General features: G+C 58.0%; 17 protein-coding genes and 1 pseudogene. 8 read left to right on the top strand and 10 right to left on the bottom strand.

Going from position 1 to position 23,211, the window contains the following annotated elements; all coding sequences use genetic code 11:
• Positions 1 to 118 precede the first annotated feature (118 nt).
• Entirely contained in the window at positions 119 to 1,384 is a 1,266-nt protein-coding gene (locus DMP17_RS01735) for a YncE family protein (RefSeq protein WP_337827360.1), read from the bottom strand.
• Between the two features lie 78 nt (positions 1,385 to 1,462).
• On the opposite strand from DMP17_RS01735, the gene DMP17_RS01730 reads away from it, so the two are divergent.
• The 4 genes and pseudogenes from DMP17_RS01730 (at position 1,463) to DMP17_RS01715 (ending at position 8,847) form a co-directional block, all read left to right on the top strand.
• The gene (locus DMP17_RS01730; RefSeq protein WP_337827359.1) at positions 1,463 to 3,592 is read left to right on the top strand and encodes a S9 family peptidase; all 2,130 of its coding nucleotides are present in this window, start codon (positions 1,463 to 1,465) and stop codon (positions 3,590 to 3,592) included.
• Positions 3,593 to 3,690: 98 nt separating this feature from the next.
• Positions 3,691 to 6,783, top strand: a pseudogene (locus DMP17_RS01725) (valine--tRNA ligase); the annotation flags it as partial.
• Positions 6,784 to 6,914: 131 nt separating this feature from the next.
• A complete protein-coding gene (locus DMP17_RS01720) occupies positions 6,915 to 7,394 on the top strand; it encodes a hypothetical protein (protein WP_337827357.1) in 480 nt (159 codons plus the stop codon).
• Between the two features lie 37 nt (positions 7,395 to 7,431).
• Entirely contained in the window at positions 7,432 to 8,847 is a 1,416-nt protein-coding gene (locus DMP17_RS01715; RefSeq protein WP_337827356.1) for an MATE family efflux transporter, read from the top strand.
• Positions 8,848 to 8,849: 2 nt separating this feature from the next.
• On the opposite strand, the gene DMP17_RS01710 is transcribed toward DMP17_RS01715, so the two are convergent.
• Both DMP17_RS01710 and DMP17_RS01705 read right to left on the bottom strand, forming a co-directional pair.
• On the bottom strand, positions 8,850 to 9,596 hold the full coding sequence (locus DMP17_RS01710) for a lysozyme inhibitor LprI family protein (protein WP_337827355.1): 747 nt from the start codon (positions 9,594 to 9,596) through the stop codon (positions 8,850 to 8,852).
• Positions 9,597 to 9,643: 47 nt separating this feature from the next.
• Positions 9,644 to 10,180 carry a hypothetical protein gene (locus tag DMP17_RS01705; protein ID WP_337827354.1) on the bottom strand — a complete coding sequence of 179 codons (537 nt, stop codon included), beginning with the start codon at positions 10,178 to 10,180 and terminating at the stop codon, positions 9,644 to 9,646.
• Between the two features lie 160 nt (positions 10,181 to 10,340).
• Between DMP17_RS01705 and uvrA the strand changes: the two genes are divergently transcribed.
• From uvrA to DMP17_RS01690, 3 genes are all read left to right on the top strand, one after another.
• Positions 10,341 to 13,418 carry an excinuclease ABC subunit UvrA gene (gene uvrA / locus DMP17_RS01700; protein ID WP_337827353.1) on the top strand — a complete coding sequence of 1,026 codons (3,078 nt, stop codon included), beginning with the start codon at positions 10,341 to 10,343 and terminating at the stop codon, positions 13,416 to 13,418.
• Between the two features lie 66 nt (positions 13,419 to 13,484).
• Positions 13,485 to 14,570, top strand: coding sequence for a restriction endonuclease, SacI family (locus DMP17_RS01695; RefSeq protein WP_337827352.1), 1,086 nt, complete (start codon positions 13,485 to 13,487; stop codon positions 14,568 to 14,570).
• A gap of 34 nt (positions 14,571 to 14,604) precedes the next feature.
• Positions 14,605 to 15,600: a DNA cytosine methyltransferase gene (locus DMP17_RS01690; RefSeq protein ID WP_337827351.1), complete on the top strand. Its 996-nt coding sequence runs from the start codon at positions 14,605 to 14,607 to the stop codon at positions 15,598 to 15,600.
• A 42-nt stretch (positions 15,601 to 15,642) separates the two neighbouring features.
• Here the strand turns inward: DMP17_RS01690 and DMP17_RS01685 are convergent, their stop codons facing one another.
• The 3 genes from DMP17_RS01685 to dinB form a co-directional block, all read right to left on the bottom strand.
• On the bottom strand, positions 15,643 to 17,028 hold the full coding sequence (locus DMP17_RS01685) for an amidohydrolase (RefSeq protein ID WP_337827350.1): 1,386 nt from the start codon (positions 17,026 to 17,028) through the stop codon (positions 15,643 to 15,645).
• 20 nt (positions 17,029 to 17,048) lie between these two features.
• Positions 17,049 to 17,720, bottom strand: a complete 672-nt coding sequence (locus DMP17_RS01680) for a DUF4893 domain-containing protein (protein ID WP_337827349.1) — start codon at positions 17,718 to 17,720, stop codon at positions 17,049 to 17,051.
• A 112-nt stretch (positions 17,721 to 17,832) separates the two neighbouring features.
• Positions 17,833 to 18,930 carry a DNA polymerase IV gene (dinB, locus tag DMP17_RS01675; RefSeq protein ID WP_337827348.1) on the bottom strand — a complete coding sequence of 366 codons (1,098 nt, stop codon included), beginning with the start codon at positions 18,928 to 18,930 and terminating at the stop codon, positions 17,833 to 17,835.
• Positions 18,931 to 19,123: 193 nt separating this feature from the next.
• Here dinB and DMP17_RS01670 point away from each other — a divergent pair, with 193 nt between their 5' ends.
• The gene (locus DMP17_RS01670; protein ID WP_337827347.1) at positions 19,124 to 19,912 is read left to right on the top strand and encodes a sulfite exporter TauE/SafE family protein; all 789 of its coding nucleotides are present in this window, start codon (positions 19,124 to 19,126) and stop codon (positions 19,910 to 19,912) included.
• On the opposite strand, the gene DMP17_RS01665 is transcribed toward DMP17_RS01670, so the two are convergent.
• The 4 genes from DMP17_RS01665 to DMP17_RS01650 form a co-directional block, all read right to left on the bottom strand.
• On the bottom strand, positions 19,909 to 20,556 hold the full coding sequence (locus DMP17_RS01665; protein ID WP_337827346.1) for an RES family NAD+ phosphorylase: 648 nt from the start codon (positions 20,554 to 20,556) through the stop codon (positions 19,909 to 19,911). The two genes, DMP17_RS01670 and DMP17_RS01665, sit on opposite strands and share 4 nt — an antisense overlap.
• Before the next feature lie 34 nt (positions 20,557 to 20,590).
• Complete coding sequence (locus tag DMP17_RS01660; RefSeq protein ID WP_337827345.1) at positions 20,591 to 20,974, bottom strand: antitoxin Xre-like helix-turn-helix domain-containing protein; 384 nt, start codon at positions 20,972 to 20,974, stop codon at positions 20,591 to 20,593.
• 80 nt (positions 20,975 to 21,054) lie between these two features.
• The gene (locus DMP17_RS01655; protein WP_337827344.1) at positions 21,055 to 21,963 is read right to left on the bottom strand and encodes a 3-hydroxybutyrate dehydrogenase; all 909 of its coding nucleotides are present in this window, start codon (positions 21,961 to 21,963) and stop codon (positions 21,055 to 21,057) included.
• Positions 21,960 to 23,162, bottom strand: coding sequence for a patatin-like phospholipase family protein (locus DMP17_RS01650; protein WP_337827343.1), 1,203 nt, complete (start codon positions 23,160 to 23,162; stop codon positions 21,960 to 21,962). Before DMP17_RS01650 ends, DMP17_RS01655 begins: the two co-directional genes overlap by 4 nt.
• Between the last annotated feature and the right edge of the window lie 49 nt (positions 23,163 to 23,211).

Here is a 23,211-nt window from a genome sequence, read left to right as displayed (position 1 = left end):
AATGCCGCTGCCGATAATGCCGCCAACCGCGGCTCCGACCACACCGCCTACAACCGTGCCCACCGGTCCGCCGAAGCTGCCTATAGCTGCACCCAATTGCGCGTCGGCCTAACGCCGCCTACCAATCAAAATCATCCAGATTATAAGACTGGATCGATCCGAAGCCGTCTTTTCCCTCATATTTTTCAGCGCCGCTTTCGTGGGTCACGTAAAGCCTGTCACCGATGACATTGGCGCCTTCGGCATAATAAGGAATTTCCCCTAAAGTTTTTGCATCGTCACGATCTTCCAGCGCAAATCCTTCCGAAGGATCCTTAGCGAATTTCTGGAAAATCACCTCTTTGGGTGAAATCCATTTGATGTTGCCATAGCTTGTCGTGAAAATCAGGCCTTCGTCGGTGACCGCAACACCTTGCGCATTGTTCGGGATTTTCACCGGGCCTTGATGATTGATAAGCGCGCCGGTTGCCTGATCTATTTCATAGCGGTGGAGTTCGGGCCAGCCAGCGGTGTCTTCCTTGAATAGCACATTCCTGTCGAATTCCCCGACATAGGCATATTTCCCGTCCGGCGAGACATTCATAAAGCTGGAGGCCCCGGCTTCCGTCACAGTGTCGGCCGTCAAAGTTGCGCCGGGCAACGCGGCCTCAATCTTCGCGCGGTCATACGCATAAACTTTATCGCTATCGCTCACAAACACCCATTTTCCGGCCTGCGCGACCCCGCCACCATGCCCAAGTCCAGCGCCATTTTCGTCGGTGAGTTTGACATAGGATGTTTCATATCCCGTTGCCTTGTCCTGAATCGACAAGCGCACATCCCGAACATCTTTGGCATAATAAGTGGTCAGAAATTCATTGGTTCTGGCATCATAGCCCTGCCCTTGGGGAATCCCCTCATAATCGGCGTCGCGCAAATGCAAGTGGCTGACCGGCGGCTCCATGCCGATAGTTTTCAAGATTTGGGCATGGGTGACCGCGCCAGCCTCGCTGGATGTAACAATCCCGTTGCGGTCAATATCATAGGGCGATCTCGGAATCGCCGGCGGCTTATCCTTGATCGTTTTCGACCAGCCATCCGTTCCATCGCCGCCTCCCCCGCGCGCGGTCAATTCCCGCGAAAGCTGACCGGTCTCAACAGGTGTGAGGTAGGATTCTACGGCCGCGCGCATCTGTCGCGCGGCTTGGGGGTCCGCGGTTTTTGCGGAACTTAGCTGTGCCGCCAATTGCGGAATGTCAGGGCGGGTTGATCCGATAGGCGTCGCCTGTTCGACCATTGCCTCGGCTTGCTCGATTGCGGGTGGTGGCGGTGGCGCAACAACGGCCGGACGTGTGACCGAACTCGTTGTGGTGGACGTCGTGCTGCCTACATCATCGACCCGCATAGCTATTCTCCTTGTTTTTCAAGGGAGGAATATAAGCGGCACGGGCGGCCTGTGTCTCTCAGCGATTCGTTTAGGCCGATGCCGCATTTGCACCGCCAGCCGTTCAAAAATCACGATTGCCAGTGCGCAAGGGCAGTCGTAACAATCGTTACCATGACTCGCACCTCCTTGTTCGGCACTGTTGCCGCTTTCGCCCTTGCCCTCCCCTTTGCATCGCCCGCGCTCGCCAAGCCGATGACGCCGACCGATCTGGCGACGTTGAAGCGGCTCGCCGCGCCGACCGCTTCGCCTGACGGGCGCTGGGTGGTGTATCAACTGCGCGAAACCGATCTCGACAATAATCGCGGCAAGATGGATCTCTATCTGCTCGACCTCAAAAAAGCAGGCGCGCAGCCGGTCAAGATTGCATCGGCCCCCGACAAGAATGAACATGACCCCGTGTTCGGGCCGGACGGGCATCTTTATTATCTCAGCAACCAGAGCGGTTCGGAGCAAATCTGGCGCGTGGCGCTGGAAGGCGGCACCCCCGCCCAAGTGAGCGAAACAGGCTATGATATATCGGGCTTCAAGATCAGCCCCAAGGGCGACAAGATGGCGGTATGGGCCGACCGTCCGATTGCCTGCCCCGACGCGGAATGTTCGACCGTCAAGCTTGCGGGACCGGGGCCGGGTTCGGGCCGCGTTTATGACCAGATGTTCGTGCGCCATTGGGACACATGGATTAATCCCAAGGAACGCTCGCGCCTGTTCGTTTATGACCTTGCCGACGGCAAGATGAGCGGCATGGGCCAATCGCGCGTCGGCCAGCTTGTCGGCGATACGCCCTCCAAACCGTTCGGCGGCGGCGAGGAAATTGCGTGGAGCCCGGATAATGAAACCTTATTCTTCACGCTGCGCAAGGCGGACCGCGATGAACCGCTGTCGACCAATCTCGATATTTATGCGGTCAATGCCAAGGAAGGCCCGCCGCAAAATCTGACCGAAGCGAATAAGGCGATGGACACGCTCCCCTCGCCCTCGCCCGATGGCAAGACGCTCGCTTATGCCGCAATGGCGCGGCCCGGCTATGAAAGCGACCGGCAGGTGTTGATGCTGCGCGATCTCGCGAGCGGCAATGTCCGCGCGCTGACCCAAGATTGGGACCGTTCGGTGGGCAGCATCGCCTGGGCGCCCGACAGCAAAAGCATCATCGTCACCGCACAGGATACGCTCGACCATCCCGCCTTCCGCGTCGATGTCGCGAGCGGCAAGGTAACGCGGCTTACCAAGCAAGGCTCGGCCAATAATGCGATTGCGCTCGCGGACGGATCGGTCCTCTATACGCTGAATAGCATCCAAGCGCCCGATGACCTTTATCGTGTGGCCAAAAATGGCAAGGTGACGCGGCTCACCAATGTCAATGCGACGCAGGATGCGGCAATCGACAAGGTGGATGTGAAACGCTTCAGCTTTGCCGGAGCCAATGGCGACAAAGTGTGGGGCATGGTGACCAAGCCCGCAGGCAAAACCGGCAAGCTGCCGGTCGCGTTCGTCGTTCATGGCGGCCCGCAAGGATCGTTCGGCGAAGGCTGGTCGTTCCGCTGGAACCCCAAGGTGATGGCGAGCCAAGGCTATGCGGTGGTCAGCATCGACTTCCACGGATCGACCGGTTACGGCCAGGCCTTCACCGACAGCATCAACAAGGATTGGGGCGGCAAGCCGCTTGAAGATTTGAAGCTGGGGCTGGCGGCTGCGGCGAAATTCGACGCGCAGGTGGATACCGCCAATGCGTGTGCGCTCGGCGCTTCCTATGGCGGCTATATGATGAACTGGATTGCGGGCCAGTGGCCGGACGCTTTCAAATGTCTTGTCCAGCATGACGGCGTGTTCGACGCGCGCGCGATGGCCTATGAAACCGAAGAATTATGGTTCGACGAATGGGAACATGGCGGCAAGCCTTATCATGAAGCGCCGGAAGAATATGAAAAATGGAACCCGGTCAACCATGTCGCCAACTGGAAAACGCCGATGCTGGTGATTACCGGCGAAAAGGATTTCCGTATCCCTTACACGCAAGGCTTGGCAGCCTTCACCGCGCTTCAACGCAAAAATATCGATTCGCGCCTGATCGTCTTTCCGGACGAAAACCATTGGGTGACCAAGCCGCAAAATTCGATCCAGTGGCACAGTGAAGTGTTCGGCTGGCTCGCCAAATATCTGAAGAAATAATCGGGCCGAACCGATAGGCTACTGATGCACTGCATCAACAATGAAAAGGGGAACTCTTGGGTTCCCCTTTTTTGTTCCTCCGGTTATGAGCATCGCCCATGACTGACACGCCTGACGCATCGCCATCGCAAACCACGCTTGCCAAAACCTTTGACCCTGCCGCTATCGAGGCGAAATGGGCGCAGCATTGGGAGGCCAATGGATTGTTCCGTCCCGAGCGCCCCGACGCCGAGCCCTTCACCATTGTCAATCCGCCGCCCAATGTGACCGGCGCGCTCCATATCGGCCATGCGCTCGACAATACGTTGCAGGATGTGCTGGTGCGATATGAACGGATGCGCGGCAAGGATGCGTTGTGGGTGGTCGGCACCGACCATGCGGGCATTGCCACGCAGATGGTGGTCGAGCGCCAGCTTGAAGAGCGGCAGGACAAGCGCACCAATTATTCGCGCGACCAGTTTGTCGACAAAGTGTGGGAATGGAAGGCTGAATCCGGCGGCCAGATTACCCAGCAACTCCGCCGTCTGGGTTGCTCGATGGACTGGAGCCGCGAACAATTCACGATGGACCCGCATTTTACCAAGGCGGTCGTCAAAGTGTTTGTGGACCTTTATAATGAGGGCCTCATCTATCGCGATAAGCGTTTGGTGAATTGGGATCCCAAGCTCAAAACCACCATTTCCGACCTTGAAGTCGAAACCCGCGAGATGAAGGGCCATTTCTGGAGCTTCCGCTATCCGCTGGCGGATGGTGTGACGCTCGACGATGGTCGCGACCATCTGGTGGTGTCGACCACGCGGCCGGAAACCATGCTCGCGGATATGGCGGTTGCGGTGAATGGCGCAGACCCGCGCTATAAGAGCGTTATCGGCAAATTTGTGACCTTGCCGCTCACGGGGCGTCGCGTGCCGATTGTTGCCGATGACCATGCCGACCCCGAACTTGGCACCGGCGCGGTCAAGATTACGCCCGGCCATGATTTCAACGATTTTGAAGTCGGCAAACGCGCGGGCATCAAGACGAGCGACATGCTCAATATGTTCGATCAGGATGCAAAGGTTGTGCAGACCGCCGACGGGCTCATCCCCGAAGCCTTCCTCGGCCTCGACCGGTTCGATGCGCGCAACGATGTGGTGCAGGCCCTCAAGGCGCAAGGCCTGCTCGTGCCGCATATCACCAAGAATAAAGACGGCGAAAGCGTCGAACAGGACGCCGAACCGCGCACCATCCAGACCCCCTTTGGCGACCGCGGCGGCGTGGTGATCGAGCCGTGGCTGACGGACCAATGGTATGTCGATGCCGAAACGCTCGCCAAGCCCGCGATTGAAGCGGTGCGTTCGGGCGCGGTCGAAATTGTCCCGAAAAGCTGGGAGAAAACCTATTTCCACTGGATGGAGAATATCCAGCCTTGGGCGATTTCGCGGCAATTATGGTGGGGGCATCAGATCCCGGCTTGGTATGGGCCAGATACAAACGACAGAATTGATGCCATAATAGAGGGATACCCCCATGCGCCAAAAGCGTCTTATCCCAACGCCAAAATTATTGTTGCTGCAAATGAAGAGCAGGCGCTTCAAATCGCGGAAGAATATTACGGCGGTAAAGTTGGCATAATTGGCTATCATCCGCAGAACTATATGCCCAACGTATGGATTAGGCGCGATCCGGACGTGCTAGACACATGGTTTTCGTCGGCGCTGTGGCCGTTTGCGACATTGGGTTGGCCGGACGCTTCTCCCCTCCCCTTCAGGGGAGAGGCCGGGGGTGGGGGCCGTCAGTCTGACGCTGTCCCTGTCGACAGCCCCCACCCCAACCCAGCGAACGCGAAACTGCCCCCGGCAGTTTCGGTTGATGCCGGGGGCATCAACCAGTTCGCTCCTGAAGGGGAGGGGCTTAAGAAGGATTTACTGTCCCGCCATTACCCCAATGATGTGCTGATCTCCGGCTTTGACATCCTGTTCTTCTGGGATGCGCGGATGCTTATGCAGGGTATCCACTTCATGGGCGAAGCGCCGTGGAAGAAGCTTTATCTCCACGGCCTTGTCCGCGCCGCCGATGGTCAGAAAATGTCGAAATCCAAGGGCAATGTGGTCAATCCGCTTGGCCTCATCGACAAATATGGCGCGGACGCGCTGCGTTTCTTCATGTCGGCGATGGAAAGCCAGGGCCGCGACATCAAGATGGATGACAGCCGCTTGGAAGGCTATCGCAACTTTGCGACCAAACTGTGGAACGCGACGCGTTTCTGCCAGTCGAACGGCATCGGCGCGAGCCAGTCCATCGCCGCACCGACCGTCACCACCGCGGTCAACCGCTGGATCATCGGCGAGGTCGCAGCGACCGTGCAGCGCATGGACGAAGCCTTCGCGGCGCTCCGGTTCGATGATGCGGCCAATGCGATTTACCAATTTGCATGGGCGACCTTCTGTGACTGGTATCTGGAGCTGATTAAGGGGCAACTCTCTCCCCTCCCGCTTGCGGGAGGGGTCGAGGGAGGGCCTGACCAAACACCGTCAGTTGAAACCAATCCCACCCCTAACCCCTCCCGCAAGCGGGAGGGGAACGATGTTGCGACCGAAACCCGCACGGTCGCGGGTTGGGTGCTCGACCAGATCCTTGTCCTGCTCCACCCGTTCATGCCGTTTATCACGGAAGAATTGTGGCACGCCCAAGGCGAGCGGCCCTATGACCTCATCATTGCCAAATGGCCGGAACCGCGCGCGCAGATTGATGGCGAAGCGAGCGCCGACATTAATTGGCTGGTGACGTTGGTGCAGGCCCTGCGCGGCGCGAAGGCGGAACTGGGTTTGGCCCCCGGAGCGCGCCTCCCGCTCTATGCGGCGGATGCGGGTGACGTAATTAAGGCGCGCTTTACGCGGCTTGCAACGGCGGTCGAGCGGGTCGGGCGCGTCGAGGCGGTGCATTTTGCCCCTGCCCCCGCCGGCGCGTCGATGGCGCTGGTGGTCGAAGGCGCAACCTATGCGGTGCCGCTTGAAGGCTTGATTGATGTGGGCGCGGAAAAAGCGCGGCTGGAAAAGGCTTTGGCCGCCGCGCAAAAGGATGCGGCTTCGCTTGCCGGACGCCTCAACAACCCCGCTTTCACCGAAAAGGCCAAGCCCGAAGCGGTGGAAAAAGCCCGCGAGGACCATGCCAGCCGCACCGCCGAGGTGGAGCGCCTCACAGCTGCCCTGGCGCGCTTGGGATAAGGGGACATAACGGGATGCGACGCGCTGCTAAATTAACGGCCCTGAAGATTGCAAGCATGGGGATTGCAGGCGTAGGGATTGCGGGCGTAGGGATTGCGGGCCTAGGGATCGCAGGCATGGCGATCGCCACGGCCTCGTCGCTGCCTGCCCAAGCGGCAACGCCCCGCGCGCCCGCCGTCTATACGCCCAAAGTCGGGAGCGCCGAGCGCAATGCTTTATTGGCGGCGTTGCGCTTCCACCCTACTGCGCGTTTCACCTTCACCCATTTGCGGGTCCGCCATTCCGGCAGCCGCGCGATTGCTTATGCTGAAGGCGACAATGGTATAACGGGCAGCTTCCGGATGCTGCTCGTCAAACAAAAGGGGCAAAGCTGGCGCTCCGTCTGGGTAGAAGGCGATGGCGGGAGCAATAGCTGTGCGGACGGCGCGCGCCATTATCGCTGGGCAATGAATCTCATCCGCACCTATGGCATTGCGCCCGACGCCCTCGTGCCCGGCATTACCGCCGAAACGCAAAAGCTGGAGCAGCAGGCTAAGGTCGATCCCGAGATTCATTGTGTCGGCGATATAGAAGGCGGCCCTGCCCGAACATCATGACGGCGGAACGCATTGAGACACAAATGGTTTGTTGCGGATGAGCAGCAAACCAAGCGGACAGCGCGACCTTACCCAAGGTCCGATTGCAAAGACATTGCTCATCTTCGCGCTGCCGACGCTCGGTGCCAATGTGCTGCAATCCTTGAACGGATCGGTCAATTCGATCTGGGTCGGCAATTTCCTTGGCGAACAGGCTTTGGCCGCGACCTCCAACGCCAATCTGGTGATGTTCCTCATGTTTGCGGGGATATTCGGGCTGGCGATGGCTACGACCATCATGGTCGGGCAGAATATGGGCCGCCGCGATGTCGAAGCCGCCCGCCGCGCATTGGGAAGCGCGATCGCGTTAATTGCGGGCTTGTCGGTGGTGACGGCCCTCCTCGGCTGGATATTCACGCCCGCTTTGCTCGATGTGCTGGCGACACCGGCGGACGCGAAACCGCTCGCGATTTCCTATTTGCGCATTATTTTCCTGCTCATGCCGTTCGCCTTTTTGACGACATTGGCGTCGAGTGCGTTGCGCGGCATGGGCGATGCTATGACGCCATTCTGGATCATGGTGCTGAATGTCGTGCTGGACGCCCTGTTCAACCCGCTCCTCATATTGGGGATTGGCCCCTTCCCCGCGATGGGCATTGCAGGCTCTGCAACCGCCACCTTGATCGCCGCGCTGGTGACCGTGGTGGTGACCATCATCATCATCTATAAGCGCGATCTGCCCATCCGTTTGCGCGGGGCGGAATGGGCGTATCTGAAGCCCGATCCGGTGCTGCTCAAAAGCATTATCGCCAAGGGCGTGCCGATGAGCCTTTCGATGACCGTCCTGTCCGCGTCGATGCTGGTGATGATCGGGCTAGTCAACCGGCAGGGCGTGACCACCACCGCAGCCTTTGGCGTCACCAGCCAGTTGTGGAGCTATATCCAGATGCCCGCGCTCGCCATCGGCGCGGCGGTGAGCGCCATGGCGGCGCAAAATATCGGCGCGAACAAATGGGATCGGGTCGAGCGTATTGCCTGGTCGGGCGCGGGGATTAACGTCTTGCTCACCGGCACGATGGTGGTTGCGCTGACCTTGGTGGACCGTCCGCTGCTCGGCCTGTTCCTCACGCCCGACAGCCCCGCGGTGCCGATTGCCATGCACATCCACAATATCGTCGCATGGAGCTTCATCCTGTTCGGCGTGTCGATGGTTTTGTCCAGCACGATGCGTGCCAATGGCGCTGTGATGGTGCCGCTGTTCATCCTGTTTATCGCCTGTTTTCCGGTGCGCGTGGGTTTTGCCGAATTTGCCCGCGACTGGCTCGGCACCGATGCGCTGTGGTGGGCGTTCAGCGCCACCAGCATCGCCTCGCTCATCCTGACGCTGGCTTATTATCTATGGGGACCGTGGCGCAAAGCGCGGATGCTGGTCGCCGATCCTGCCCCGGATACAGCCGGAGCCGGTCTTACTTAGGGTTAGGACTTAGAACCTTTACGGGCCACATAGAAATAATGGCCATTCATGGTGCCGTTCAGGCCGCAATTCTCGTTGCTATATGTATCCGGCGGATAATGTTGCGAGATGGTCAGCATATCCCCTTCGCGCACGAAGCGCAGTTCGGTTGTGTTATCTGGAGTCGCATCCAAAACCAGAGCGCCGCCGCGATTTGCGGCAATGCCTTTTGCTTCGCACACCCAGCGGACCGATAAAGGGTCGGCGGTCGCAACATCCACCTCGAACGCGCGCGGCGGCCAGGCTTTGATGACCGGACCGCCGAAAAGATTACGCCACTCTCCCGTCACAATCGCGCGGCTGTCGGGCTTGCGGATAGACCGGAGGAAGTTGCGGCGCTCTGTCAGCACTGTTGCCATGCGCTGACGGGCGGGGCGCGGATCGAAATGTGTGAAATCCGGATTGGCAACACCTTCGCGCAGGCGCAAAAAGGCCTGCTGGTCTTCTTGCAGCGCCTTACGCGCGCGTGCATCAAGCTTGGCCAGCGCGGTTTGGTATGCCGCGCCAACCGCACGGTCGAGCGCCGCAAGATCGGCATATTGGCAGATAAGCTTTTCCGACTGGTTCGCCGCGCGGGAACAGTTGAAAGTCGGCGCGGCGCGCACCTTGGCTTTGGCCGGGGCAGCGGAAAGCTGGACCGGAATTGCGGCCAAGGGAAGCGCCATCAGTGCGGCGATGCCAGCGATACTATAAGCGTGTTTATAGGCCATGTTCGCAGGCTATATTTTCGCCCCTGAACGGGAAATAAACGGCCCGCTCACACTGCGCATTTATGATAGCGATACACTTCGCCGCCGCGTTCATAGACCAATGTCTTGCCGCCATCGGCAAGGCTGAACTTATGTTCGGCAACCGATGCCTGCCCTTCGGCGCTGATGTCCATATCGGCAATCGTCACATCGCCCGCTTGCTCGACCTTTTTGACCTTGGCCTGGGCTTCATAGAAGATCACCTGACGCGCGCCGACACGGATGCGCGTTTCGCCCGATCCGCGCGCGCAATCCGCCGCATTGATCGCCCATGCGCCTTCCAGCGCCTTGGGAAGATCGCCATTATAGACCGGCCCCGGCTTTTGCCCGTCCATCTTGGGGGTGCCGTCATTGTTGAGGACCGGATTGCCCTTATCGTCAATCACCACATTGGGAACCGTTTTGAGGCCGTTTTCAACGACAATTTCCTGCCCCGACCGGGGTTGGCCCTTGCCCTCGTCCACCATATCGCCCGGCTCGTCGCCGCCGCACCCGCCAAGCAGCGCCAACGCCGCAATTCCTGTGATAATCCCGAATTTTGTCATTCACTTCTCTCCATCAGTGATGCAGTTGTAACGCATATCACCGGCCCTTGTTTCCGAGAAGACTCATTCCCATTTGCACCATGTTGTCGGCCGCTTCTGTGACAGGATAGAGGAATTGAGGCTTGCAGCATCAGAACATATATGGAACATATCTCCCCCTATGCTGACTCACATTAAAGTTAAGGGCGCGCGCGAGCATAATCTCAAGGGCGTCGATGTCGAATTGCCGCGCGACAGTCTGGTCGTGATTACGGGGCTTTCGGGATCGGGCAAATCGTCCCTCGCGTTTGACACCATCTATGCCGAAGGACAGCGCCGCTATGTCGAATCGCTGTCGGCTTATGCGCGCCAGTTTTTGGAGATGATGCAAAAGCCCGATGTCGAACATATTGACGGCCTATCCCCCGCGATCAGCATCGAGCAGAAAACCACCAGCCGCAACCCGCGCTCGACGGTCGCGACGGTCACCGAAATTTATGACTATATGCGGCTCCTGTGGGCGCGTGTGGGTATCCCTTATTCGCCCGCGACCGGTGAACCGATTTCCGCGCAAACGGTGAGCATGATGGTCGACCGCGTGATGGCGCTCCCCGAAGGCACGCGCGCCTATCTGCTCGCGCCGGTCGTGCGCGGGCGCAAGGGCGAATATAAAAAGGAACTCGCCGAATGGCAGAAAGCGGGCTTCACCCGCGTGCGCATCGACGGCGAATTTTACGACATCGACGAAGCCCCCGCGCTCGATAAAAAATATAAGCATGACATTGAAGTTGTGGTCGACCGCGTGGTCGTGCGCGAAGGCAGCGAAACAAGGCTGGCCGACAGCTTCGAAACCGCCCTGAAACTGGCCGAGGGGTTGGCTTATATTGATTTGGCCGACGGGACGGTAGCGGAGGCAATGAAGGCGGCAGGTCATTCTCCCCTCCCGCTTGCGGGAGGGGCCGGGGGTGGGTCTGTCGAGAAAAATACGTCAGAAAACCTCCCCTCCCCTTCAGGGGAGGGGCCGGGGGTGGGGTCTGTCAACACAGAGCAAACCTCACGACCCCACCCCAACCCCTCCCCTGAAGGGGAGGGGCTAAAAGGCTCCAACCTCACGGGCGGGATGAAAAATGCCACCCTCCCCGCCAACCGTATCATCTTCAGCGAAAAATTCGCCTGTCCGGTCTCCGGCTTCACCATCGCTGAAATTGAGCCGCGCCTCTTCTCCTTCAACGCTCCGCAAGGCGCGTGTCCGGCGTGCGATGGCCTTGGCGAGCGATTGGAGTTCGACCCCGAACTCATTGTTCCCAATGAAAGCCTGTCCTTGAAAAAAGGCGCGGTCGTGCCTTGGGCCAAATCCAACCCGCCCAGCCCTTATTATATGCAGGTGCTGGGGAGCCTCGCTCGCGAATTCGGGTTCAGCCTTGAAACCCCGTGGAATGAACTGCTGCCCGAACAACGGCTCATCATCCTCCACGGTACGGCGGGCAAGCCCGTGACTTTACGCTTTGTCGATGGCCGCAAAAGCTATGAAGTGCAAAAGCCGTTCGAGGGCGTCATCGGCAATTTGAACCGCCGGATGCTGCAAACCGACAGCGCATGGATGCGCGAGGAATTGAGCAAATTCCAGACCGCGCAACCGTGCGAAACCTGCCACGGCGCACGATTGAAACCCGAAGCCCTGTCGGTCAAAATTGCGGGCGAGAATATCTCGATCCCGACGCGGCGCAGCGTGGTGGACGCGCTCGGCTGGTTCACCGCGCTCCAATCGGACACCTCCCCGCTCACCGACCAGCAGCGCCAGATCGCAACGCCGATCCTTAAGGAAATCATCGAGCGGCTGGGCTTCCTCAACAATGTCGGCCTCGATTATCTCAATCTCGACCGCACTTCCGGCACCTTGTCGGGCGGAGAAAGCCAGCGCATCCGCCTTGCCAGCCAGATCGGCTCCGGCCTGTCGGGTGTTCTCTACGTTCTCGATGAGCCCAGCATCGGCCTCCACCAGCGCGACAATGACCGCTTGCTGGTGACGCTCAAACGCCTGCGCGACCTTGGCAATACGGTGATCGTGGTCGAGCATGACGAGGATGCGATCCGCAGCGCCGATTATATTGTCGATATGGGGCCGGGCGCGGGCGTGCATGGCGGCGAGATTGTCGCGCAAGGCACGCTCAAACAGGTGCTGAAGGCCAAGAACAGCCTGACCGCCGATTATTTGAATGGCACGCGCAAGATCGAGGTTCCGAAAAAACGCCGCAAGGGCACGGGCAAAAAGCTCACCGTCCATAATGCCACCGCCAATAATCTCAAACATGTCACCGCGAGCATCCCGCTCGGCACCTTCACTTGCATCACCGGTGTGTCGGGGTCGGGCAAGTCGAGCTTTACCATCGACACTCTCTATGCGGCCGCCGCGCGCACGTTGAACGGCGCGCGCATCATTGCGGGGCGGCATGACAAGGTGACGGGACTCGAATATCTCGACAAGGTCATCGACATTGACCAATCGCCCATCGGCCGCACCCCGCGCAGTAATCCGGCGACCTATACCGGCGCGTTCACCAATATCCGTGACTGGTTTGCCGGGCTCCCCGAAGCACAGGCGCGCGGCTATAAGCCGGGGCGTTTTTCGTTCAATGTGAAGGGCGGACGCTGTGAAATGTGCAGCGGCGACGGGCTTATCAAAATCGAAATGCACTTCCTCCCCGACGTTTATGTGACGTGCGAGGAATGTCACGGCAAACGCTATAATCGCGAAACGCTGGAGGTGAAATTCAAGGGCAAAAGCATCGCCGACGTGCTCGACATGACGGTCGAAGATGCGGTCGAGTTTTTCAAAGCCGTGCCGCCGATCCGCGACAAAATGGCGATGCTGGCCGAGGTGGGCCTAGGCTATATCAAGGTCGGCCAACAAGCGACCACGCTATCCGGCGGCGAAGCCCAGCGCGTCAAACTCGCCAAGGAACTAAGCCGCCGCGCAACCGGCAACACGCTCTATATATTGGACGAACCCACCACCGGCCTTCACTTCGAAGACGTCCGCAAACTATTGGAAGTCCTCCACGCGCTGGTCGAACAAGGCAATAGCGTCGTCGTCATCGAACATAATCTCGATGTGATCAAAACAGCGGACTACATCATCGACATGGGGCCACTAGGCGGCGTCAATGGCGGTGAAGTGGTCGCGCAAGGCACGCCGGAAGAGGTCGCGAAGAATGATGCGAGCTTTACGGGTGGCTATTTGAAGGGGATGTTGGGGTGAATCTATTTACAATCAGATCACACGCATTATTGCTCCCAAGCCTTGCCTGTGGGAGGAGGGGAATAGATGACTTCGCATATACAAAAAGGCCTAGAGCTTCTCCATAAAGCGTGGAGCGAGATAAGTGGTGACGATATTGTAGAAGTAGACCCGTCTTTTGCTGAACTCGTTGATAACGTCTTTAGCGGAACCGAAACTGGCTATAAAAAAGCGATAATCATCCAAGCTGCAGGTAAAGCTGCTGATCCTTCCCTTGATGCACAGTCCATGCAAAAGGGCGATGGCACTGAAAACTCCTGGGATGCGCGAGAATTTGCGAAACAGACCTTTGTACCATGGAATCAGAGCGTTAATGAGCCTTTTACACATTCAGCAGATCCGTATGTTAGCAATCCGTATAGAGTTCCACGTTTCGACGTAAGCCAACGATCTCAGCGTCAAAAGAAAGGTGAATTTGATTTTGCGCTTTCGGTATTGGAGCATCTAAATACGACTGATAGTGATGATAAAGCATATACAAATTTAGTCCAAATTTTACTCGGATTAAAGCGCTGGATTGCAGACAAAGATGTAAACTACCCTCTTCCAAATCGCGCAAGCCTATCCAAAATAACGGAAGCAACTGCCGAATTTTTGAATGTGAAGTCTGGAGGCACACGCCTTCAAGCAGTTGTTGCTGCGCTTTTTCAAACCTTGGCGAATGCAGGATTCCAGATAGTAGATATCGCCTCGGCACACGTCAATTCTGCGGACTCATCAGCGAAAAAAGCGGGCGACGTATCCTTCCAATCTGCAGCAGCAAATTTTGCTGCAGAAGTAAAAGACAGACCTCTCAATGAGGCAGAAGTGATAGCTTCGATTAACAAAGCTAGGATCGCGAATATATCTGATTTGATGTTTATTGTCAGAGCACGCCGTCCATTCGAAAAGGAATCTGAATTAGCCATGTTTGAGGATATCTGCACAACACAATTTTCGTCAGGGCTAAACATTTACCTCGAAAAATTCGAAGATTTTTCCCGAGTATGTTTGTCCCTCGTGGGAGAAGACGGACGCCGCACCTTTCTCGAAGAAGTCGGAAATAGCCTATCAAGTCAAAAAGCAGATATTTCTCACAAATGGGCTTGGTCTAAAATCGTAAAAGCACTATAGATTCATGCTATGTTCCCAAACGGAGATTTATCGTATGCGGTCAGCCATTGATCTATTTTCTGGTGCGGGAGGCCTTTCGTTAGGTCTAAAAAATTCACGCTGGTCGGTAAAGGCCGCCATAGAGTTTGACGAAATCGCTGCCGCCACTCATGCATTGAATTTTCCAGACGTCGAGCACGTGACCTCTGATGTTAGACAAGTCAATTTTGCGAAATATAATGGAATTGATCTCGTGGCAGGAGGTCCTCCTTGCCAACCTTTCTCTGTAAGTGGAAAGCGTCTCGGCGCATTCGATGTTAGGGACATGGTACCTGAATTTGTTCGAGCTATCAATGAGGCGCGCCCTAAAGCATTCCTGATGGAAAATGTTGCCGGTCTAGCAGGCGCGCGGTTTAGTGATTATCTTTCTGAACAGGTATTTGCTTTACATTCACTCGGCTACACCGTTTTTTCGAAGGTGCTCTGCGCCGCTGATTTCGGAGTCGCGCAAAAGCGGAATAGATTGTTTTTGGTCGGCATCCGCGCAGATCAAAACAAACGCCCCTTCGAATTCCCTGAACCAACGCATGGAGTTGGCAAGAAAAAGAAACTTATTTCCGTCGGAGATGCTCTTGCGAATGTTCCAGAGGACGTACCGAATCGTGCAAAGGTTGTTTTTTGCAAGAATCCCGTTTTACGGAAATCGCCATTTGCAGGGATGATGTTCAACGGAAAAGGGCGGCCTCTCGATCACAATGGTTTAGGTCATACAATACCGGCGAGTGCCGGAGGAAATAGAACTCATATTTTGGATCCTTTAAGGATAATTGAAAAATACCATGCTGGTTTGATGGCTGGAAAACAGCCGAGATCAGGTGAATTGACAGAAGTACGTCGATTAACGGTCAGAGAATCTGCGAGGTTACAATCATTCCCTGATAATTTTGAGTTTTTAGGAAGGCAAAGCGCACGATATTCACAAGTAGGCAACGCGGTTCCTCCTCTACTTGCTGCGTCTGTCGCCAAAGCAATTTTACGATCGATAGATTAATGCACTCAGAACCGATTCCTGTCTATCAGAGAGTAATGACCTCTATTTGCTTTTCCTCATAATTCGCATGGCCATCGTCGTCATTGCTTCGGTCGCCGTGGCAATCACCTTATCCGCTTCCGGTGCCCAGAAAGGCGAGTGCAAGGACGGCAATTTCGCCGGATCACCCCCCGCCGCTTTGATCTTCTCGGCATTTTCGCCGCCTACCCAGAAGATGAGCGACTTGATAGTCTTGTCCGCCAGGTAAAATTCGCTGAAATCTTCGCCGCCCATGACCGGAGGCATTTTGGCGTTGACGCGTTGCTCGCCGAAGCGTTCGGTTAGGAGTGCGCCCATTTCTGTGGCGAAATCGGGGTCGTTATAGGTGGCGGGGTATGGGCGCGGATCGACCGTGACCACCGGCATTTTATCGTCCGGCATCCCCGCCGCAATCGCTTCACCGCGCGCGATGCGGGCGATGCCGTCGAGCAAGGCTTTGCGCACTTCGGGGCGATAGCTGCGCACGGTCAGTTGCAATTTCGCTTCGTCCGAAATGATATTATGTTTGGAGCCCGCGTGGAAGCTCCCCACCGTCACCACCGCATTGTCGAGCGGGTTAATCTCGCGCGACACCAAAGTCTGGAGGCTGGTCACGATACGGCTCGCCAGCACCACCGGATCCTTGGTCGTGTGCGGGTAAGCGCCATGCCCGCCAACGCCTTTGACGGTGATATCGACGCTATCGACACTGGCGAGCGCATAGCCCGGCGAAATGCCGATCTTGCCCGCTTCCAACGCCGCGGCATCATGGAAAGCCAGCGCATATTGGGGCTTCGGGAAACGGGTATAAAGCCCGTCGTCAATCATCGGTTTTGCCCCGCCCACTTCCTCGGCGGGTTGCCCCAGCATGATAAGCGTGCCCGACCATTTATCCTTGTTCGCCGCCATAATCCGCGCGGTGCCGATCCAGCTGGCCATATGGGTGTCATGGCCGCACGCGTGCATCACGCCGGTTTCGACGCCCGACGCCGGGGTCGCCTTGACCTTCGAGGCGAACGGCAGGCCGGTCTGTTCGACCACGGGGAGCGCATCCATGTCGGTGCGGATCATGACGACCGGCCCCGGGCCATTTTTCATCACCGCAACCACGCCGGTGCCGCCAACCTTTTCGGTGACGGTGAAGCCGAGTTTCCGGACTTCGGCGGCGAGTTTCGCGGCGGTTTTGACTTCCATGAAGGAGAGTTCGGGATTGGCGTGGAGGTCGCGGTAAATCGCCATGAGCGAAGGCATTTGCTTGGCGACTTCCGGCCCCGTGCCGCTGCTGGTCGCGCCACCGCCGGTCGCGCCGCTGTTATTCGTGCCGCCGACTTGCGCCGCCACTGGAGTAGCCAGAGGATTGGCCAGCAGCATCAAAGCCAAAGCCAGTGCGCCTGTTCCGTTATGTTTCATTTTACGCCCCTCCGCCTGATTTATGGAACCACTTCCATCACATCGACAATCGATTCAAACGTCGGATAAGGAAATACCAGCCGCCAGCGGTTCGGCCCTATGCGTTCGACCAGCGCCACGCGGTCGCGGCTTTTGTCCACGCCATAATCCATCGCGCCACGCTCATCGCCCAATATTTCGGTGCCGAGAAAAATCTGGCGCCGGTCATTATCGTCAAAGATGAGGCCGACGGGGCGCTGCGATCCGGTGAGTTTTTCAAAGCTGAAAATCCCCTCTTCAGGCCGCACGCGGCATTTGAAAAAGGGATAGGAAATATAGGTCAATGTGCTGTTGCTTTTGCTGCCCAGCTTGATCACGCGGCAACGATAATCGCCCGGCGGCAAATGCGGATTGGGGAGCGCCGCGTCTGCACGCAGCAACGCGCCTTCCTTCAAGGCTTGCGGGGTGTAGCCACCTGCGGCAACGCTCGCATGGGCCTCGCGCCAGGCTTGATACCAGCCGCGCACCCGCTCGCGATCCTGTGCGGTCGCGACCCGCCGCCAGCCGTCGGGCTGGGAGGCACTAGCGTCCGTGTTGGGCGCGGGGGCCGGAGAAGGCGCAGGGTTCGGCGCGGGCGTGCTACCCGCATTTTGCGCCGCGCACCCGCCCATCATCAGGCCCGCCAATATGGCACCCAAAGCGGTGCGCTCCATTGTAATGGCTGGTATCATGATGCTGCGGCCCTCTTATATTAAGTTTTTTTGATTATCCCGCCAGTCTATGCTGCGCGCCGCCGATAGCAAGGCTTTTGCGCGCGGGGGCGGCTTATAATTCGAACGAGAGTTGTTGCGGGGTCGGGGCAACGGGGCTGCTGTCCTTTTCCTCTCGCGCGCCGAAATTGGACAAAGTGACGCCGAGCAAGCGGATGCCGAGATGCACCGGATAGACGCTGCGGACAAGTTCAAGCGCAATCCGGTGAAGCGCCGCGCGGCTAGTAACGGGCGCGCCCGATGTGCGGCTGCGCGTTGCGATGCGGAAGTCGGCATATTTGATTTTGACCGTCACCGTGCGGCCAAAGCTTTGCGTGCGCGCGCTCCATTCCCACACATCATCGGCCTGCCCCAAAAGCCCGGCCTCGATTTCTTCCGGCGCGGTCAGGTCATGGTTGAAGGTGGTTTCGGAACCGGACGATTTGCGGATGCGGTCGGGCTTGACCGGCCGATCATCTATCCCGCGCGCGATGCCGAAATACCAGCGTCCCGCTTTACCGAAATGCTCCTCCAGCCAGGCAAGGCTATATTGTTTAAGGTCAGCGCCGGTAAAAATACCATAGCGGTTGAGCTTTTCCGCGGTGCGCGGGCCGATGCCGTGAAAGCGGCCAACTTCAAGCGCGGCGACAAAGGCTTCGCCCTGTTCGGGGCGGATCACGCACTGGCCGTTGGGCTTATTCTGGTCCGACCCCAGCTTGGCGAGCAGCTTATTATAGCTGATCCCCGCCGATGCGGTGAGGCCGGTTTCTTCCAATATCCGCGCGCGGATTTGCTGCGCCGTCGCGGTCGCACTTGGCAGGCCGCGCCAATTGGCGGTGACATCAAGATAGGCTTCATCAAGCGACAAAGGCTCGATAAGATCGGTATAATCGGCGAAAATCGTCCGGATGTGCGCCGATGCTTCCTTATACGCAGCAAAGCGCGGTTTCACGAACAGCAACTCCGGACAGAGGCGCAGCGCGGTTTGCGAGGGCATGGCCGAGCGCACACCATATTTACGCGCCTCATAGCTCGCCGCTGCGACAACCCCGCGCGTAATCCCGCCGACTGCGACCGGTTTGCCGCGCAACTCCGGATTGTCGCGCTGTTCCACCGACGCGAAAAAAGCGTCCATATCAATATGGATAATCTTGCGGACCAGATCGGGGGACATAAAGCCCAGTCTAGCTTATCCTCCTGCCCATCTGAACCATTTTTGCGTGTGATTTCATTTGGAGCGCAAATTTCGCTTGGGCGCGCGAAAGGCAAATTTCGTCGCACCATCATATTCAATCATTTTAGTAGGGTTAAAGTTTCATCGGGGCGCGAGTCGACAGGCGGCGTCCGTCCAAGGAGAGCATCCGCCTATGTTTCCGTTTGTCCTACCGGAACTGACGCCCGAACATATCCAGACAATATTGCCCTTCATTGCGGTCGGTTTTTTCGCCCAGTTGATTGATGGCGCGCTCGGCATGGCGTTCGGGGTTATTACCAATACGCTGTTGGTGAGCGTGCTGGGTCTCCCCCCTGCCCGCGCGTCCGCAAGCGTGCATCTGGTCGAAAGCTTTACAACGGCAGCGTCGGGCATCAGCCACATTTATCATCGCAATGTCGATTGGAAGCTATTTTCAAGGCTGGTGATACCCGGCGTTATCGGCGGCGTTGGCGGGGCCTATATTTTGGCCAATGTCCATGCCGATGCGGCCAAGCCGTTCGTCATGGCCTATCTCACCGGCATCGGGCTTTATCTGCTGTGGAAAGCATGGGAAATGGGGCATGGCGTCGTCCATAAAACGCCGCGCTATGTCGCCCCGCTCGGTCTTGTCGGCGGCTTTTTGGATGCGGCGGGCGGCGGCGGTTGGGGACCGGTTGTGACCTCGAACCTCCTCGTCCAAGGCAGCGAACCGCGCCGCACCATCGGCACGGTCAATACGGCGGAATTTTTCCTGACCACCGCCGTATCGCTCACCTTCATCAGCCAGATCGGCCTTAGCGCCTTCACCATCGCTGCGGTTGGGTTGATTATCGGCGGGCTGTTGGCAGCACCGATGGGGGCGGTCCTCGTCAAGCGTATCCCGCCCAAACGCTTGCTCGCGCTGGTCGGCGTGCTGCTCATCGCAACCAGCCTGTTCAGCCTTTACAAGTCGCTTTTCTAAAGCCCGAAGTCTGCCGTGGTGAAGCGCATCGCGCGTGCGCCCAATTCTTGCGTGGCGATAAGGGTGTCGCCGTTGAGCGTGAAGGCCCAACTCGAATGGGGCCGCGGCGGCGGGCGTAGAGCGGCGGGATCAAGGATCGCGACGTTCACACCATCTTTGGCGCGCGCGGATGGTGCGCGTAGCAGCTCGATGCCAGCCTCCCGCGCAGTCGCCCCCAAGGCCTGGGTGGCGCTATAGTCGGATGGGTGGGTCCAGAGCGCGCTATCTTTAGCGAGCGCCCCTTGCGTCAGGTCCAATGCGCGTAAACTTTCCGTACCCACCGAAAAGGCGGACATTGGCGTGGGTGTGCGGGGCTTTTGAAAACCCGGCGAGCGCGAAAAACCGAGCAAGCGCCAATAAGCCGCTTCCGTGATCGCGGTTTCCACCTTTTCGGACGCATAAAATATGCCCGGCATCATATGCGCCGCGCGGAAGCGGGAGGGTCGTCCGAAACCATAGCGGAAGGGCGACGCGAGCAGCCAAGGAAGATGGTGCGCAGATTGCGGAAGGTTCGGCTTCACCGCATCGGCCAGCCGTTCGAGGAGTATCTGGTCGCCAGCATTATCCGCGAGCCGGTTGGTCGAAATCCGGTGCTGTGCCTCCACAACCCGGATGATCCGGCCCTTATAGGCTCGCGCCTCAGACGCGAGCGCGGAGGGTGTCCACATAGTCATTGATATGCACAAGGCCCCTTACGGTCGCGATCAGTTCGATGGGGGCTGCTTCAAGATCGAGGTTGCGCGTCGCAAGCCACGAGCGCGCGGCCATGTCATCTTGCCCCAACCAGCTATCGAGCGAACGGAACAGCCGGAGCAAATGCTGCGCCAGTTCAAACGGTTTGCTGCCGGGTTCCAGACGATATTGCCCCGCGCGGAGGCGCGAAACCGTGGGACCGGAGAGGCCGATAATCGCTCCAAGGCGCGCGTTGGACAGCCCCCAAAACTCAGCAATTCTCGCGGTTGCTTCGGTGAGGACGCGCGCTTCGTCAGGCGGTCGGGCGGTGGTGGGGGCAATGCTGGCCATAACTTCTCCTTGGAACGAATATAGTATATTTCATTCCAAGGAACAAGTCATCTCCCGAAGAAATCAGGGTGGAAGAATGCTTATCCGGCGGTCCAGCCGCCGTCCATCGACATATTCGCGCCGGTGATCGACGCGGCGGCGTCCCCGGTGAGATAGAGCGCAAGGCTCGCCACCTGATCGACCGTCACAAATTGCTTGGTCGGCTGGCCGGCGAGCAGCACATCGTTAATCACCTGATCGCGCGTCATTTTGCGCGCCTTCATCGTGTCGGGAATCTGGTTTTCGACCAACGGCGTCCACACATAGCCGGGGCTGATACAGTTGACGGTCACGCCAAAGGTCGCTGCTTCAAGCGCGACCGTCTTGGTCAGCCCTGCAATCCCGTGCTTTGCCGCGACATAGGCCGATTTGAACGGCGAGGCGACGAGCGAGTGGGCGGATGCGGTATTGATGATGCGCCCCCATTTCTTCTTCTTCATATGAGGCAGTGCAAGCCGCGTCGTGTGGAAGGCCGCGGACAGGTTGAGCGCCAGAATGAGGTTCCATTTTTCAACCGGAAAATCCTCGATCGGGCTGACAAATTGCATCCCCGCATTATTGACGAGAATATCGACGCCGCCGGTTTCTTTTTCGGCCATCGCCATCATCGCTTCGATAGCGGCAACATCGGTAAGGTCAGCGGGGGAATAAAGTGCCTTCGCACCCGACAGCGCGCTGATTTCGGCTAGCTCCTTGTCGATAGCCGCCTGATCACCGAAGCCGTTGATGATGACATGCGCACCCGCGCCTGCATAAGCTTTGGCAATGGCAAGACCGATGCCGGAGGTTGAACCGGTGACGAGCGCGGTTTTGCCCTGAAGCGTCGGGGCAGCCCCGATAGCCGGTGCGGATGCGGGGGCAGGCGTCGCCTTCACAGCCGGCGTTGTCGCCGCCTTGATCGCCTTGGCCGGTTTCTTGTCCGCTTTTTTGGCCTTTTTCTCTTTGCTCATGGTTCAACTCCTTTTGCGTCTTTTTTGCAAAGATGGTGGTTGCGATCGACGTCGAACGCCGCCGTTTTGCCATCCGAAATATTTTGCGCGAGCATATCGCCGTCGAGCAGCGCGTCCTGCACGGCTTCTTGCCCTTGCTGCCAATGATCCTTCATCGTCGCATTGGAAAATTCGAAATCGCGCGCGCCGGTTTCCCATTCGCGGTTGCGGTAGATCAAGTGAACAATATTGACCGCGCTGTCGTCGATAAAGCTTTCCAGCGTCTTCGCCTGCTTGGTTTCGCGCAGGTCGGGGGGCAAAATGTCGAGCAGCTCGCACATCGCCTTATGTTCACGCCGCGCGCGCAAATATTGGTCGGTGACCATGCGGGTGCGGCTGGAATAGCGTATGTCTTTTTCGCGGCTCCACACTTCCGACATCAGACGCGGCAAAGCGCCTTCTGCGGGGAACAGGTCCACCTGGAAGATCAGCATATCGCCTTCCTGATGGTCGAGAATATGCTGCAACGGCGTATTGGAAACGAGGCCGCCATCCCAATAAAAGCGCCCGTCAATTTCAACCGGCGGAAAGCCCGGCGGGAGTGCGCCGGAGGCCAGCACATGGCGCGCATCAATCTTGCCTCTCCACGCGCTGTCGCGATTGTCGAAATAGGCAAAATTGCCGCTTTCGACATCGACCGCGCCGACCGAAAAACGAATCGGTCCATGATTGACGCGATCCCAATCCACCAACTCGTCGAGCGTCTTAATGAGCGGGCTGGTGTCATAATAGCTGATCGCCGCATTCGATCCTTCCGGCGCCCAGAAGGGATTGACGAGGTGCGGCGCGAAAAAGCCCGGAACCCCCATCGCGGTCACCGCACCCGCCGACCAAAGATGCGCCATTTCGCGCATTTCATTGCCGGGCAGCGGGACAATATCGGGAAACCAGCCGGACACTTGCGTCCAGAAGGTTTTCAGTTTTTCCAGACAATCGCTCTTGCGGTTCCCCGCAATAATCGCCGCGTTGACAGCGCCAATCGAAATGCCCGCGACCCAATCCAGTTCGATGTCGAGTTCGTAAAGCTGCTCATACACGCCCGCCTGATAGCTGCCGAGCGCGCCGCCGCCTTGAAGCACCAGCGCCACCTGATCGGGGAGGGGGAGGATGGGATGGGATTTTTTGCGAGGCATGGCGTCGATGTAGGGGTTGGCAGGCACAGGGTAAAGGGGGCGACTCACTTCGGGCTTGCGCCATGTGCCCTGTGCC

It is taken from the genome of Pseudonocardia sp. TMWB2A (assembly GCF_017312135.1).
This window is presented reverse-complemented; position numbering and strand designations above follow the sequence as displayed.